Source organism: Gluconobacter potus (assembly GCF_015244705.1).
Taxonomy (GTDB): Bacteria; Pseudomonadota; Alphaproteobacteria; order Acetobacterales; family Acetobacteraceae; genus Gluconobacter; species Gluconobacter potus.
The window spans coordinates 117,865-133,479 of sequence record NZ_JABCQF010000006.1; the positions used below are offsets into that span (position 1 = coordinate 117,865).

A 15,615-nucleotide genomic window follows, 5' to 3' on the forward strand; every position below is an offset into this window, starting at 1 on the left:
ATCTGCCTGATGTTCCTCGTTCGCCCCGCTGGCGTTCCGGCCCGGGAAATCGGACCGGATGTCGATATTTCCAAAGCGGTCTGGCTCGATCTCATCAATCCGACCGCGGACGAAATCGACCGTGCTGAAAAGGCCCTTGGCACCCATATCCCCCGCCGGGAGGAACTTGAGGAAATCGAAAGCTCGTCCCGCCATCACGAAGAGGGTGGGGTCCTCTATCTTTCAACCCCCCTCGTCAGACGCACCGAAGACACGGCGTTTTCCCTGCCAATCGGCTTCGTCCTGACCGACAGGCGCCTCATCACCGTCCGTTATGCCGACTATTATGGCTTTGACATCGTCGGACGCCGTCAGGCCGAACGCGACCCCGCCAAAGGCGAGCCCTCCGCCAACGAAATCCTCGTCGAGATCATCGAGGAAGTCATCAACCGTCTGGCAGACATTCTGGAAGGCCTGGGCCGCGACCTCGACGCCATCTCCAAACGGGTCTTCAACACCGACCGCCCCCGTGACCCCGCCCGGGCCGGCGAGATGCTGCGCGAAACCCTGCGGCGCCTCGGCCATGGCGGCGACCTTGCCTCCATGACCCGCGACAGCCTGCTCGGCCTGGACCGGATCCTGATCTATATCGGCGACAGGACCGAAAAGGATCCCCAGGCCCTGAGAACCCGCATCAAGGTCGCAGGACGCGACATCGCCTCCCTCAACGACTTCGATGCCCAGACCGTCAACAAGGTCCAGTTCCTGCTCGACGCCACACTCGGCTTCATCAGCATCGAACAGAATGACGGCATGAAGGTCCTGACCGTCGTCAGCGCAATCGGCATCCTTCCAACCCTGATCGCCGGCATCTACGGCATGAACTTCCACAACATGCCCGAACTGTCATGGAAATACGGCTACCCCTACGGCCTGACCCTCATGGTCCTGTCGGTCGTCCTGCCGCTCTTCTGGTTCTGGCGCCGCGGCTGGTTCGGCGCCCGCTAGGACACCTCTTCCACCCGAAGCCCCGGCCCCACGGACCGCTCCGGCAGAACCGAGCGCTGATACGCCACCGGAAACTGCCGGAGCTGCTTTTCCCACAAAGCCGGGTCACCATTGCCGTCCTTCGGCAGAACCACACTGTCCACCCCACAGCGACGCAGAAACGCCGCCTGGTCCGGCAGGATATGCCCTTCCGCGCGGATCTCGCCCGAAAACCGCAGATATTCCCGAAGCTCCCGCGCCTGCGTGAACCCACGCCCATCCCTGAAACCCGGGAACCGCAGCACCACAAGATCCAGCCGGTTCAGATACGGCTTCAGAAGCGCGGGATCATCCGCACTTTCCAGCAGAACCGCCCGCGCATCATCCCGCTCTGCCAGTTCTGCAAGCGTCACCAGCACATCATGAACCTGTGCCGTCCGCTCGCCGAGTTCAAACAGTTTCATATGCCGCCTCCCTGAAAGGCTCATGCCCCAGCCGCGTCAGCGTATCGAGGAACGTCTCCCCACTCTCCCGGCGCCCGAGATAGCAGTCTACAAGCCGTGCAATCGCATCCACCGTTTCGTCTTCCGGCAGAGCCGCGCCCAGAATCGTCCCGATCGCCGCGCCATTTTCGGCCCGGCCACCAACCGTCAACTGGAAGAACTCTTCACCGCGCTTGTCCACGCCCAGAAGCCCGATATGCCCGGCATGATGATGCCCGCAGGCATTGATGCAGCCCGAGATGTTAATCCGCAGCGCCCCGATTTCCGCCTGAAGCGCCGTATCCGCAAACCGGGCCCCCAGCTTCTGCGCAATCGGAATGGACCGCGCATTCGCCAGCGCACAGTAATCCAGCCCCGGGCACGCCACGATATCGCCAATCAGACCGATATTCGCTTCCGCCAGCCCGACTTCCGACAGACCCAGCCACAGATCCCGCAGTCGGTCCTTACGCACATGCCCCAGAACCACGTTCTGCAGATGCGTAATCCGGATTTCCCCGAACGAATACGCATCCGCCAGATCCGCCAGACGCGCGATCTGCGCCGACGTCGCATCGCCTGGAATCCCGCCCGCCGGCTTCAGCGAAACGGTGGCAATGATATGACCCGGATCGCGGTGAACATGCGTATTGCTTCGCACCCAGCGGTCAAAGAGCGGATCATCCCGCCGCTGCTGCGCCAGAACAGCGTCCGCATCGGCCGGAGCCTCAAGCTGTGGCACGGCAAACCGCGACCGGATCGCCGCAACCGCCTCCGGCGTCAGCCGATACCGCTCCAGATCCATCTGCGCGAGCTCCGCCTCGACAGCCTCGCGATAGGCCTCGACCCCGATCGCCTGGACCAGGATCTTGATCCGCGCCTTGTAGATATTGTCCCGCCGCCCACGCGCATTATAGACGCGCAGAATGGCCTCAAGCGTCGCCAGAAGATGCTCTTCCCGCACGCTGTCGAACAGCTCTTCGCCAATGATCGGCGTCCGCCCCAGACCACCGCCCACGAAAATCCGGAACACCGGCGCGCCATCCGCACCCGGACGCGCCAGAATTCCGATATCATGAAAACGCGCCGCCACCCGGTCATTCGGGCTGCCCGAAATCGCGATCTTGAACTTGCGCGGCAGGAACGTGAACTCGGGATGCAGCGTGGACCACTGACGCAGGATCTCCGCATGAACCCGCGGATCCACCAGCTCATCCGCCGCAGCTCCCGCATACTCATCCGCCGTCACATTGCGGATGCAGTTCCCGCTGGTCTGGATGGCATGCATGTCCACCTCGGCCAGTTCCCGCAGGATGGCCGGCGTATCCTCCAGCCGGATCCAGTTGAACTGAATGTTCTGGCGCGTCGTGAAATGCCCGTAATCGCGATCATACCGCCGGGCGATCTCCCCCAGCTTCCGCAACTGCCGACTGTCCAGAATCCCATAGGGAATGGCAACCCGCAGCATGTAGGCATGAAGCTGCAGATAGAGCCCGTTCATCAGCCGCAGCGGCTTGAACTCGTCCTCGCTCAGCGTTCCGTCCAGACGACGCTGCACCTGCCCCTCAAACTCGGCAATCCGCGCCTGAAGGAAATCCCGGTCTATCGGGTCATACTGGTAATGGCCGACAGGAATGCTCACTGTTCGGTCTCCACTGCAAATTCGGGATGAACTGTCGGGCCATGCGCCCGGATCTTTTCACGAACCGTGACAGGCTCTGGTGGAACAACGGCCTGCACTGCCGTATCATACACACCAACCACACCATCACGTTGGGCCTGTTCCGACGCACGGGAGAGCAACGCTTCCGCCTCATCCGCATCCAGCAGCGCCGCGCATCCAATGTGAAGATTCCACGTCCCGTCCGCGCACCACCAGACGGTACGCCCATCCAGAAGGCGGTTGGCAGTCAGAACCAGCTTCTGGCCAGGTTCAAGTCGGACAGGACGTTTCATCAGCGCTCACCTTCCTGATGAATCCCGACCTGACCTTCAGACCGGACCCATCATGAATCCGCCCCTGTTCCCGCGCCTGAACAGCAGAACGCAAGCAGATCGAGAACAGGGAATTCACCACACAGGATCAAACATTGATCCATCATGGTAAGATATCCAGCCCTGTAAAACGCATTTCGTGGTTTTTACAAAATACTTTTTTTACTGGTTATATGGAGAAAGAAATCGGTGCCCGGCTTGGACGCTGCATTCCCGCCTCTTCCGCATTCTGCAGCAGATGCTCCAGCGTGACGGACGCCATCTTTTCCGAAACCTCCTGATCCACCGACTGCCAGAACGGCTCCAGAACCTTGGTCCTCAGAAGATTAATTCCGTCCCCGGGCATTTCCGGATCTTCCGTCACAGTCCGGACAATCTCGTTCAGCGTAATGGTCCGCGGTGGCCGCCCGAGGCGATAGCCTCCCTTGGGGCCACGGACACTGGAAAGCAGCCCGGCCCGGGACAGCGCCTGCAGCACGGGCTCGATCCCCCGACGCAGCATGTCGCCACGTCTGGCAATATCCGCACCACTCACAACCCCGGATCGACCCGCATGAAAAGCGACATCCAGCATGATGGATATGGCGGTCAAAGCTCTATCACGGCGGAGATACATGAGAATTCCGATTTGCTGCGACAGACGATATCATCATGACATAGTCCGATTTCATTTCGTCTATCTTGTTTTCCATGCTGGAATGTCAATCGCCCTCTGAGGGGTTCTCATGATTTCCAACATATTCCCGATAAAAACGGTGCCCCAGAGACGTCAGGACCTCGTATCCGATCGTTCCCGCCGCTTCCGCGACATCATCGACACTGCGTCTGGGTCCGATCAGATCCACCATCATATCGGGACCAAGTTTTCCTTCCGGCACATCTGAAATATCCACGATCAGGGAATCCATCGAGACCCGCCCCAGGATCGGTAGACGGATCTCCTCGAACCACGCACAGCCCTGTCCGGCCCCAAGCCGGGAAAAGCCATCCGCATATCCAACAGCCACCGTTGCAATCCGGCGCGGCCGGTCAGGCCGATAGGTCAGGCCGTAGCCAACCCCCTCACCCGGCAGGATCTCACGGATCTGCAGAACATGGGCCTGAAGCCGAACCACCGGCGACAGCGGATTGGGGCCAGTCCGGTTGGGTGCAATTCCATACAGTGCGGCACCCGGTCGCACGACATCCAGATGATAGTCCGTTCCCAGAAAAATCCCTGACGACGCCGACAGACTGAGCGGCGCAGGCGGCAGCCGAGCGGACATCTGCAGCATCCGGTCTTTCTGGGCCTGATTGGCCGGATGATCCGGCGTATCGGCACAGGCCAGATGACTCATGACAAGACTGACCTTCAGTCCCTCCATAAGCCCCGTATCTGCCTGCAAGATTTCAAGATCGGTGCCGGAGAGGCCGAACCGTGACATCCCGCTATCGACCTGAAGCACCGCTTCAGGGAGCACGTCTGTCCGCGAGCCCTCGTCACGCCACAGCGCTATCTGCTCAAGACTGTTCAGGACAGGCCGCAGACCATAACGCACACAGTCTCCGGACGCCCCGGGACGCGGACCATGCAGCACCGTAATCCGGGCCTTTTCCGACACAACAGACCGCAGCCTGATGCCCTCATCGACATGCGCGACAAAGAAATCCGTGGCTCCGGCATTCTCCAGAACCGGAGCAACCCGCTCGATTCCCAGCCCATAGGCATCCGCCTTGACGACCGCCGCACAGGAAGCGCCTGAAGCCAGCGTCTGAAGATATCGGTAATTGGAAGCGATCGCGTCGAGGTCCACCCTCAGGCGGGCACCGGCGCGATAGGAAGGCCACAGAGGATCAGGACATGCGCTCATCATGAAAGATGAGACTATCCCCTTCCTGATCAGAATATCCTGCCGGACGACCGCATAATCTTTCAGTTAACAAAAAATCTATGATCGAAAATGCGAAAATAGACCGATAATTCCATCATGATCTTCGACCGCATCACCGAATCCATCCTGCGCATCCTCCAGCACGACGGACGCCTCAGCAATGCCGAGCTGGCACAGCGTGTGGGCCTCTCCCCGTCGGCCTGCCTCCGACGCGTCCGCCTGCTTGAGGAACAGGGCGTTATCCGGGGCTACCGAGCCGTCATCGACGAACGCTCGGCCCACAAACTCACCACCGTCATTGTCCAGATCACCCTTGAGCGTCTGACGGATGAAACGCTCCGCCGATTCGAAGCCCGTATCCGCGAATGCCCCGATGTCCGGGAGTGTTATCTCATGACGGGTGAGGCCGATTACCTGCTCCACGTCGCCGCACGCGATCTGGCGGATTACGAACGCATCCACAAGGAAGAGCTCTCCCGCCTCCCTGGCGTCGTCCGCATCCAGAGCAATTTCGCAATCCGCCCCGTCGTCCAGCGGTGGATCAGCCAGGATTCCTCCTGAGTCGCCAAAAATCAAAAATGCATTTGCGAACCATTTGCATTTGCACTAGGCTTGCTTCATCGGTCCCAGTGAACGGAAGCCTGCTTCTCCATGATCGTCTGCTCGTGCAACGCGCTGTCCCACCAGGACATCGAAATCGCAATCCACAACGGAGCATCCCGACCGGCGGAAATCTACTCAGCCCGGAAATGCAAGGCCAAGTGCGGCAACTGCGTCCCCGGCATCGTCTGCCTGCTGCGCTCGGCCCTTCAGAAAGCCCAGTCTGAACAGACACATCTCAACGCCGCATAAAAAACAACCCGGACAATGCCGGGTTGCTCGAAGATATTACTTACTCTGACGCTGCTTCAGTCCTGATCGGGTGCCGAAGCGGAGTTCTTCTGGATATAACGCTCGATCCCAACCTGCTTGATCAGGTCGAACTGGCGATCAATGAAGTCCTCGTGCTCTTCTTCGTTGACGAGGATTTTCAGCAGCAGATCGCGCGAGACATAGTCCCGGACGCTTTCACAATAAGCGATCCCTTCCCGCAGATCCTGAATAGCCTTCTCTTCAAGCTTCAGATCGCATTCCAGGATTTCCTGAACCGTCTGACCAATCAGAATCGGGTTCAGACGCTGGACATTCGGCAGACCACCCAGGAACAGGATCCGCTCGATCAGCCAGTCTGCATGATGCATTTCCTCAATGGACTCGTCATATTCCTTCTTCCCCAGATGCGTCACACCCCAGTGCCGCAGCGTCCGGGCATGAAGGAAATACTGGTTGATCGCCGTCAGCTCATTCGTAAGCTGCGTATTAAGATGCTCGATCACAACAGGATCTTTGATAGCCATGGTCCCAGACTCTCCGAAAAAAGATGAAGATATCGAACCCGGAGAACAAAGGAAAATCATATTCCCTCCACATCCCCCCCCCCCTCACAATACAGAATCAGACAACTCAGAAATGAGTGGAAGCCTATCGAGACACTCTTTCTGAGTGGTAGATTTCCGACAGCGGTTCTTCAGACAGCAATATCGTCAAGATCAGTCTTCAGCGCCTGCGGATCGAACTTCCCTTTCCGACCAATGAACACAAGCCGGGTGGCTGGATCGGACTGAGCCTTCTCCGGTGCCCGCCCGATGGTAATCCGGGATCCCGTCATCTGTAGAAGCAGCGCACGCTGCGGAGCGGTGGCAAGATAGAGGATACCTTTTGCCCGAAGCAGAACCGAAGCATGTCGCTCGATCACCGCGCGAAAACCCGCTAGGTCCAGCGGAGACTCCCGCCGCCATTCAAGGCTGACGAAATCATCATCAATGCTCTCCCCTTCAGTCCGGAAAAGGGATTTTTCCGTTTTCCGGTCCAGGGGACGAAAAAGCCCCTCATGCGTCAGCAGGCTGTCTGAAAAAGGCAGGACCGGTATCCCCCGCCCGATTTCCCTGAGCCGGTCTTCTGCATCCCGGACACCAGTTTTCCCGAGTTCATCCGTATGGGAAAGAACGATCATGTCCGAAAACAGGATCTGCTCCTTCCACAGAGGATCTTCAGTCACTCTTGCCTGTGCAACCACATCGGCTGCATTGACGACACAGATCACCCCTTCAAGGGCCGCATACTGCCAAAGAATGGGATCTGCCAGCGCCCTGCGCATTTCCTGAAGTTTCGAAACCCCGCTGCATTCGATAAAAATGGCCTCAGGCAACGGCCGACGAGACAGAACCATTCTCAGCGTAGAGAACAGATCAGCCTGCAGGGAACAGCAGATGCAACCATTCCTCAGCGCCAGAACATCCTCATCCCGCCGCTCCACCAGCAACCCGTCAATATCAATCGCGCCGAAATCATTGACGAGAATGGCAAGACGCCGATGCTGCTGCGCTCGGAGCAGCCGGTTGAGCAGCGTGGTTTTCCCGGCCCCAAGAAAGCCGCCCACCACATGCACCGGAACGGCCGCAGCCTCTCCCAGACCAGCTTCCCGGCTCACACCACCCCGCATTGTCCACGGACGGGCTGTCCCGGGAAAGCGTCCCGGTTGAGTTCGCCTCCGGAAATCACGGACTGACCATTGACCAGAAGATGACGAACCCCTTCCGAAGGACGGTTCATGACCGCGAAATCCGCGCGATCCGTAATCGTGGCGGCATCGAACACGACAATATCGGCATCACACCCTTCCTGAAGGCGCCCCTTCCGGCGCATCTGCGGGGAAACCGTCTCGAGGATTTTCGCGGGGCCAAGCGAACAGCGCCGCATGGCCTCGCATAACGAAACCCTGGAGCGCTCACGCAGATATTCCCGCAAAAACCGCGAAAAAGTCCCCGACGAACGGGGATGGGCCACCGCCGTCTCAGGCAAAGGCCAGTCCAGCCCCTCGTAAACGGAACCATCCGGAAGCGTCCAGGGCATGGCATCCGAGGCAATGACCCCGCCCGGATAAAGAACCGACACATCCAGCAGATCCTGCGCCGACGGATCGCTCTCCACATCCAGAAAATGCCAGAGCACGAGCGTATCAGGCCGCTCCCGCTGCACGTCCAGAACCTCTTCACGGCTTTCGAACCGATGCCCGTCATCGACCCGCTGGATTGCCGTATAGGGACTGCCCGTCCGCTCCCTGAACGCCGCCTCGCCAAAAAGCGGCGACCCGATCACCGTGGAGCCCGTTCCATACGGATAGGCCTCGACCGTGATGTTCAGCCCCTGTTTCTGTGCCGTGGACACAAGCTCCGCCGCCTGCCGGATATCGAGCAGGCTCGTGCTGTTGAAATGACAGATATGCATGTGCGCACCGGTCGCCCCCGCATAGCCGATCAGACGGGTATAGGCCTCAATCGAACTGCGCGGATCGATATTCGAGGAGTATGCGATATGCGTATAGGTCGGCACCTCATGACGCTTCGCCAACGTACAGAGATCCACGAGTTCCTTCGCCCCGACGCCGGGAACATAGGCGTGGGGAATACCGATCCCCAGCCCCCCTTCCGACAATCCCTGTCCGACCAGCGACAGAATATCCCGCAGTTCCAAAGAACTCGCCGTATTCTCGCTCCACCGGGGATCATCGTAACACTTCCCCATGAACGAAAGAGAAGGCTCCACCGGCCGGCCGATCATCGCGCTGATCCGCGCGAAGGCCCACGCAACCGAGGCCCCGTAATTCAGAACCCGCCCCTGCTCCTGCTGGCGCGCATACCAGTCAGAAACCGGCAGAATCCCGACTTCCAGTTCCAGAGACGTCGTCACCCCGTCAAACGCCTGCATGCGATCGGAGGCTACACATTGCCCATGGGCATGAAGATCAATGAAACCGGGTGCCACCACGAGCCCCGTCGCATCGATTTCACGCTGCGCATTGCCGGAAAAAGAGCCGACACGCTGGATGATCCCGCCCTGCACCGCTACATCGCCGACCTGCTCCAGCCCCGTTTCCGGATCAACCAGCAAACCGTTACGGATCACGAGATCAAACAAATCCTCATCCCTTCACGCCATCCGGGGCCGTTTTCAGTGAGACAGGTCCGAAAACAGCACCAGCAGATCCTCGATGGCGGGCGCGATGCTGGCCACAGGCGTGCGCTCGTTCAGGCCATGCATGAAGGAATCCGAGTTCTTGATGAAAATCGGGCTGATCCCGTAGCTCGGCACATCATGCGAGCGGAACCACATGCTGTCACTCGCCCCTGAAGACAGCGCCGGGAAAACGGCAACTCCCGGATAGGCAACCTGCATCCCATGCTCGATCGCCTTGATCACATCCGGACGCATCGGAGACGCAGCAGTCTGAACCGATCCTTCCGTCGCATCCTCGATCTTCATGGACGGATCCTGCGCAGCCTGACGCAGTTCTTCCATAATGGCTGTCCGCGGATGGCCCGGGAAAATCCGGCAGTTGATATCGGCCGTCGCCTTCTGCGGCAGGGCATTCAGCGCATGCCCCCCCTCGATCATGGTCACGACGCAGGTCGTTCCGATACGACCAATATAGGAGGGGTCTGAAGAAAGCGTGCGAATGGCTTTTTCATCCGCAGGGTTTTTCGCAAAAGCCTTCATGGCAGCAGCCATCTCCGGCTTCTGCCAGCGCGCGGCATTCAGGAAATAGCTGCGGCTGAGCTCGTTGACTTCCGGTTTGAAACGGTGCTGCTGAATCCGCAGAAGATCAGCCGCAAGCTCGTCGATCGCATTCACCGGACGCGGCTCGGAGGAATGTCCCCCCGGATTGGTCACGGTCAGGCGGAAATCGGCATAATTCTTTTCCGCACCTTCCCAGGTGAAATAATCCGGCTTGCCCGTCTTCTCATCAAGCGTCCCGTTCGCGCCGTCCATGTTCAGCACCAGTTCGGCATTGGAGAGCTTGTCCGCGATGATGGCGCCCGTCGCCATCGTGGTCTCCTCATCCCCCGAAAACTCGATGATGATATCGCGCCGCGGCTTGTACCCCTCGCGTTTGAGCTCCAGAAGAGCAGCAATCGCCAGCGTGTCATCCAGCTTCATATCCGTGGAGCCACGGCCCAGAAGATAGCCGTTCTCGATCTGCGGCTTGAAGGGATCATGCGTCCAATCCGACGCCTTGGCTTCCACAACGTCCATGTGCCCTGAAATCACCAGCGGCTTGAGGGACGGATCCTGCCCCGGCCAGCGGGCGATCAGATAGGCTGTGTCCTTGTAAGGCGTGATCGTAATATCGGACGGGGCGAAACCTCCCTTGACCAGCGCATCGCGGAACAGCGCAGCCACTTGCGGCGTCTGGTTTCCCGGCCCCGCGACCGAGCGCAGCGCAATGGATTTTTCAGCCAGATCCAGAGCCTGGTCCGCCGCTGCCTGATGATCCGCCGGCGCACTCAGCGCCTGAGCCACCATCAGGTCGCCGGCCAGCAGCAGAAAGCCGCTTTTCAGCAGGGCCTTGCCCATCCGCTTCCGAGAAAGCCGCGTCCGCTTGAATACGTTCATGCCTTACCCCTTTTGATGCCCTGAAAATCCAGAGACGAAACCACGATCAGACGCCGCCTTCCTAACTCCCGGCGGGAACATCATTTCGCAGGAAAACGTTTTTTATTCACATCGTTCCTCGATGCCACGACATCGATTTCGACCAGCCAGTGAGGATTGGTCAGATGCGGAACCTCGATAACGGTCCGCGCCGGAAAACCGCTTCTGAACCTGGCCCGATAAGCCTGCATCATGCCGTCGAAATCCATGTGGCCCAGCCGCGGATCAGCCACCAGATAGACATGCATCTGCACGACATCCTGCAATGTCATCCCGAAATGCCCGAGCGCCGCCGAGATCTGATCCAGCGCACTGCGGGTCTGCTCCGCGGTTGTGGTGCCGGAAGCCCTGTCCGACGCAGGCCCCAGACCGGAGACATAAACCGTCTCCGCTCCCGCCGGGACCTGAACAGCCGCCGAAATCGGAAAATCATCCTGCGGATCAGAATAACGCTGCACGCCCTGCGCCGACGCAACCTGCCCACTCCCCGCTACCCCGACAGCAAGCAGAGCAACCTGACACCACCGACGCCGCATATCAGCAGGAAGAAGGACGGGAGACATCACCGACACTGCTCCTTCGGGATACGGCCGCATAGAACAGACTGGTCACAACAAGACTGACCAGCCACGAAACATCCACCTTGTGAAGGTAAGGGACAAAAAATCCCGTGAAGAATTCATTCTTCAGAAACGGGATTTCAACGAGGACGCCGAGAACATAACTTCCGACCGCAGCCCAGTTCACGTAGCCGTATATGCCCCCGTCCTTCCGGAAAAAGGACTCAACATCATAATCGCCATGACGCAGGACGTAGTAATCGTACAGATTAATCGCCGTCCACGGCACCATGACCGCCATCAGGATATCCAGAAAAGCCGCATAGGACTTCATGAAGCTGTCCGCCATGCCCAGCGCAAAAAACAGCGACAGACCCAGCAGTGCACAAGTCAGGACCACCCGGCTTTTCAACGCGGCCCGCCATTCAGGCAGAAAGGTCTGGATGATCGTGATGCTCGACAGCGCCCCGCAATAGACACTCATGGCATTGGCCAGGGCAATCGACAGGGATAGAACCACCAGAACCGGCGCGCCCCACACTCCCGCCAGATGCCCTAGCGACTGCACCACACTTTCGCCAGGCCATTGCAGGACCAGAAAGGCCCCCAGGACCATCGGCAGGATCGTGCCCAGTACAGTCCCCCCATAACTCGCCCAGAACGTATTCCGGACAGACAGACTGTCCTCGGGCAGATAGCGTGATGAGTCGGAAACATACGGCGCATAGGCAATCTGCCAGAGTGCCGCGATCGAAAACATGCCGCAGAAACCGGCGACCGAGCCATGCAGTTCCGTCAGAAGCGTGACCGGCATGTGCCAGAACCCGACCACCAGACAGTACATGACCGCAATCCCGGACAGCCATGTCACGGCCTTCGAACACGCATGGATCGCGCCGTACCCCAGAATACAGGGAACGAGACTGATAAAGGCCAGCAGCAGAACCGCCGGAACCCGCCCCAGCACAGGCAGGGCATCGTCCAGAGCCTCACCGCCCACGACACAGTTCGAAGCCGCGAACCCGATATACATCAGCACGACCAGAACAATGATCGGAACCGCACCCCAGACCCCGAACTGACCGCGGCTCTGCACCATCTGCGGCACACCCAGAACCGGACCCTGCGCGGCATGGAGCGCCATGAAAACCGCGCCCACCAGATTGCCGGCAATCACGGCGACAATCGCCCAGATCAACGACAGATCAAAAATCTTCGGTCCCAGCGCCCCGGTTACGATCGTCAGGAGCGTCATGTTCGTACTGAACCAGACCGTAAACAGGTCGCGGACACGTCCATGCCGGTGTTCCGTCGGGATCCGATAGATCGTATGAACCTCGACAGACTGATGGAATTCAGCCCTGCCCACCTGTTCCGTCATCAGAATTCCGCCTTGAGCGTGCCATAGTACTGACGCGGCGCGCCCACAAGGAACGACTGGTAGTCGCCCGACATCGGCACACCCGTCTCACCCATCGTGGAAATATACTTCGTGTTCGTCAGGTTATAGACATTGAACTCGAAGGTCAGGTTCTGAACGAAATCCAGACTTCTGGAATATTTTCCAAGGTTGCCGAAGCGGTACCGCGCACCCAGCGTCTCAATCCAGTAAGAGGGAATTTTCATATCCCCTGTATAGCTGTAATTGCGCGTACCAAGGAACTGGGTATCGAGATGCGCGGAGAAGTTCCGCCACTCATAGGCCAGGCTCGCCTTGTACATGAAGCGCGGATAGGCAACGATCTGCTGCCCCTTGATGTGATAGGTCGTCCCCGCTTCCGTAACATTGTTGTCATAGGTCGCATGGTTGTAGCTGATGCTGTTGTACAGCGAGAGCCCCTTGACGGGCATCAGCGTCAGACCGGCATCCACGCCATTCATGGTCACGCCACCCACATTCGCAACCGTGGACACCGGGTTGACGATTGAACCCGACGTCACCTGCTGCAGACGGTTGTGGAAATTCGTTCTGTAGGCATGCACGGACGCCAGAGCGTATTTGTGCGTGAAACGATAACCGACCGCAAAATTCCAGTCCGTCTCAGGCTTCAGACCACCATTCTGCAACAACTGGTTATACGCCGACTGTGAAACGGAAAAGGGCGACGCCCCTTCCTTGAAGGCCTGGACAGGATAGGACTTCACGTTCTCCGCAATATCGAAATAAAGCTCGTGATGCTTCAGGAAATGCCAGTCTCCGCTGATATGCGGCAGGAACGCCTTGGCCGTCGTAATGCTGCCGCCTGCGATCTGGCCAACACCCGTATAGCTCTCATCATTGGCATACTGCCCACCCCGCACCGTCTGCAGAAGCGACTTGAAGCCGAAATGCAGGGAAAGGTTGGGCAGAACGTGATACGTGTCCTGAACGAAAGCCGTAAAACTGTTGGAATTAAGGTTCTGCCCCCACAGCGTGGCGTAAGGATCGGGAAGTTCCCCGACCGAATTAACAGGCTTGGCCTTGCCGGATTCCACATCCGAAAGAAGCGGCTCCTGATACCCGAAACGTCCCACATCCGTATGGAAGTTTTCGTACCAGACGCCACCGCTGATATCGTTATGTGCGATCTGGTAATGAAGAGCGGACGTAAAGCCAAAGCGCTGGGAATGCGTCACGGTCGCCTGATCGATCAGCGGCGCACCATTGGGAGAAGAAACATACGGGTTGGCCCAGGTGCCGCGCAGATACTGCCCATGCCCGTACACCACGCTTTCCCAACGCAGCCGATCTGTCAGAGCCAGATTGGCTTTCAGGCCGCCCAGATAGTCACGTTCAACCAGTGCGCCATCGTAATAGGATGCATCCCACGGATCGGACATTTTGGAATAACCCGCCGGCAGCGCACCACCCGGCAGACCGTTTGCCGAAAGCGCAGACAGATAGGCTTTCTTATAGGCGTTGGGCGTGCCGTAAAAGTTGTCGATCCCATATCCGCCATTCTTGAGCATGTCGAAGGACATATCCTGATACAAATAGCTCTGCGTCAGGTTGTAATCGAAGAAAGACGAAATACTGCTGCGCTCACCGATCGGCTGGACGAATTTGGCGTTGACCTGTTGACCGAACTGGTCCCCACCGCCTTTCCACTTGTTCTGCGAATTGCGCATATAGGAGACGTAAAACCGCGTCCCGCTCTTGTTCAGATCGCCACTATCCATCCGCAGGAATGTGTGAAACCCGCTGTTTGAACCGAATGTCTGCGATGCGAGACCGCCGGCCTTGTGCTTGGGATCAGAAGAAACATACTCGACAGCACCACCCAGATTGCTGGTGCTGGCAACAGCTTCAGCACCAGCACCCATGGAAACATCCATCCGCCCGACATTCTCGGCCGAAATCGCATTGACGGAGTTCAGACCATTGAAAGTATGGAATTCCTGATCGCCCAGCGGAATGCCATCCAGCGTCATGCCGATCTGATCCTGAAGGAAGCCATGCATATAGAACTGGGTGGACCAGGTATCCATGCCCTGCGGATCATCGGACTGGAACATGACGCCTGGCTGCCGTGCCAGAACCTTGAGCGGGTTGGTGCCCGGCACCGCGTCCGCCAGCGCTTCGGAGGAGACGGTCGTAACGGCACCGTGAGGAACATGGTGGGCCGTCACCTGCATGCTCTCGCTTTCCAGCGCCTCACGCGCCGTCGCACGATGGGCCCGCGCGGCTTTCGAGCGGACAGGTGCTACCGGGGCAGCCTTACCGGCATTGTGATGGACGATGGGACGGGCCTGCTTCTTGGGGTCTGCGGCCTGGGCCGCGCAGCAGGAAAATGCAGTCGTTGCGAGGACCCAGACCAGAAACGAAGATGCACCCTTTCGCTTCAGATCCGGCTGAAATCTGGTTCCTGAGACGGGAAAACAACAGGCATCCTGATCCGGTGATGGAATGTTATTCTTGGACATCATATTCCCGTACTTTCCCAAAGCAGTCGTTTGAAGGAGACACCATCAGTCACTGACAGGCTACAGAGGAAACCGAAAGGCATGCGGCCTTTTCGGGATAGACCATGTCATTCCGGAAAAAGGTTGTCTATGTCTATTCTGATATCGAACTGGTTTTTTGGAAATTCTTCCCCTTCAGCAGACCCCATCCCGACATATTTTTTTACCCCATAAACCTTAAAATACATAATTATATCAATATATTATTCCCTTCCGTCAGGCCTAAATCCAGGAAGGAAATTTCCCTAAAAAAAAGCACATGCAAAG

At 58.3% G+C, this 15,615-nt stretch carries 15 protein-coding genes; 3 read left to right on the plus strand and 12 right to left on the minus strand.

The annotated features are described in order from the left end of the window. Positions 1–9 precede the first annotated feature (9 nt). The gene (locus HKD31_RS10570) at positions 10–987 is read left to right on the plus strand and encodes a magnesium transporter CorA family protein (protein WP_194265020.1); all 978 of its coding nucleotides are present in this window, start codon (positions 10–12) and stop codon (positions 985–987) included. On the opposite strand, the gene HKD31_RS10575 is transcribed toward HKD31_RS10570, so the two are convergent. From HKD31_RS10575 to alr, 5 genes are all read right to left on the minus strand, one after another. Beyond that, positions 984–1,430, minus strand: a complete 447-nt coding sequence (locus HKD31_RS10575; RefSeq protein WP_194265021.1) for a DUF934 domain-containing protein — start codon at positions 1,428–1,430, stop codon at positions 984–986. The two genes, HKD31_RS10570 and HKD31_RS10575, sit on opposite strands and share 4 nt — an antisense overlap. Further along, on the minus strand, positions 1,417–3,090 hold the full coding sequence (locus HKD31_RS10580; protein WP_194265022.1) for a nitrite/sulfite reductase: 1,674 nt from the start codon (positions 3,088–3,090) through the stop codon (positions 1,417–1,419). Before HKD31_RS10580 ends, HKD31_RS10575 begins: the two co-directional genes overlap by 14 nt. Beyond that, a complete protein-coding gene (locus tag HKD31_RS10585) occupies positions 3,087–3,404 on the minus strand; it encodes a DUF2849 domain-containing protein (RefSeq protein ID WP_194265023.1) in 318 nt (105 codons plus the stop codon). Before HKD31_RS10585 ends, HKD31_RS10580 begins: the two co-directional genes overlap by 4 nt. A 208-nt stretch (positions 3,405–3,612) precedes the next feature. Beyond that, positions 3,613–4,059 carry an RrF2 family transcriptional regulator gene (locus HKD31_RS10590; RefSeq protein ID WP_194265024.1) on the minus strand — a complete coding sequence of 149 codons (447 nt, stop codon included), beginning with the start codon at positions 4,057–4,059 and terminating at the stop codon, positions 3,613–3,615. 85 nt (positions 4,060–4,144) lie between these two features. Further along, on the minus strand, positions 4,145–5,296 hold the full coding sequence (gene alr / locus HKD31_RS10595; protein ID WP_370543921.1) for an alanine racemase: 1,152 nt from the start codon (positions 5,294–5,296) through the stop codon (positions 4,145–4,147). A 114-nt stretch (positions 5,297–5,410) separates the two neighbouring features. Between alr and HKD31_RS10600 the strand changes: the two genes are divergently transcribed. Together HKD31_RS10600 and HKD31_RS10605 are read left to right on the plus strand one after the other, a co-directional pair. Beyond that, on the plus strand, positions 5,411–5,875 hold the full coding sequence (locus HKD31_RS10600) for an Lrp/AsnC family transcriptional regulator (protein ID WP_062496329.1): 465 nt from the start codon (positions 5,411–5,413) through the stop codon (positions 5,873–5,875). Positions 5,876–5,965: 90 nt separating this feature from the next. Continuing rightward, a complete protein-coding gene (locus tag HKD31_RS10605; RefSeq protein WP_024717021.1) occupies positions 5,966–6,166 on the plus strand; it encodes a (2Fe-2S)-binding protein in 201 nt (66 codons plus the stop codon). 56 nt (positions 6,167–6,222) lie between these two features. Here the strand turns inward: HKD31_RS10605 and bfr are convergent, their stop codons facing one another. The 7 genes from bfr to HKD31_RS10640 form a co-directional block, all read right to left on the minus strand. Further along, complete coding sequence (gene bfr, locus HKD31_RS10610) at positions 6,223–6,711, minus strand: bacterioferritin (RefSeq protein ID WP_062496331.1); 489 nt, start codon at positions 6,709–6,711, stop codon at positions 6,223–6,225. Between the two features lie 170 nt (positions 6,712–6,881). Next, positions 6,882–7,844 carry a GTP-binding protein gene (locus HKD31_RS10615; RefSeq protein ID WP_194265025.1) on the minus strand — a complete coding sequence of 321 codons (963 nt, stop codon included), beginning with the start codon at positions 7,842–7,844 and terminating at the stop codon, positions 6,882–6,884. After that, on the minus strand, positions 7,841–9,331 hold the full coding sequence (locus HKD31_RS10620) for an amidohydrolase family protein (protein ID WP_194265026.1): 1,491 nt from the start codon (positions 9,329–9,331) through the stop codon (positions 7,841–7,843). The genes HKD31_RS10615 and HKD31_RS10620 overlap by 4 nt, the downstream gene beginning before the upstream one ends. 33 nt (positions 9,332–9,364) lie before the next feature. Further along, entirely contained in the window at positions 9,365–10,768 is a 1,404-nt protein-coding gene (locus tag HKD31_RS10625; protein ID WP_194265050.1) for a M20/M25/M40 family metallo-hydrolase, read from the minus strand. Between the two features lie 119 nt (positions 10,769–10,887). Continuing rightward, complete coding sequence (locus HKD31_RS10630; RefSeq protein ID WP_194265051.1) at positions 10,888–11,409, minus strand: RidA family protein; 522 nt, start codon at positions 11,407–11,409, stop codon at positions 10,888–10,890. Further along, positions 11,384–12,787: a purine-cytosine permease family protein gene (locus tag HKD31_RS10635; RefSeq protein WP_194265027.1), complete on the minus strand. Its 1,404-nt coding sequence runs from the start codon at positions 12,785–12,787 to the stop codon at positions 11,384–11,386. The genes HKD31_RS10630 and HKD31_RS10635 overlap by 26 nt, the downstream gene beginning before the upstream one ends. Continuing rightward, positions 12,787–15,312 carry a TonB-dependent receptor gene (locus HKD31_RS10640; RefSeq protein ID WP_194265028.1) on the minus strand — a complete coding sequence of 842 codons (2,526 nt, stop codon included), beginning with the start codon at positions 15,310–15,312 and terminating at the stop codon, positions 12,787–12,789. The genes HKD31_RS10635 and HKD31_RS10640 overlap by 1 nt, the downstream gene beginning before the upstream one ends. Positions 15,313–15,615 lie beyond the last annotated feature (303 nt).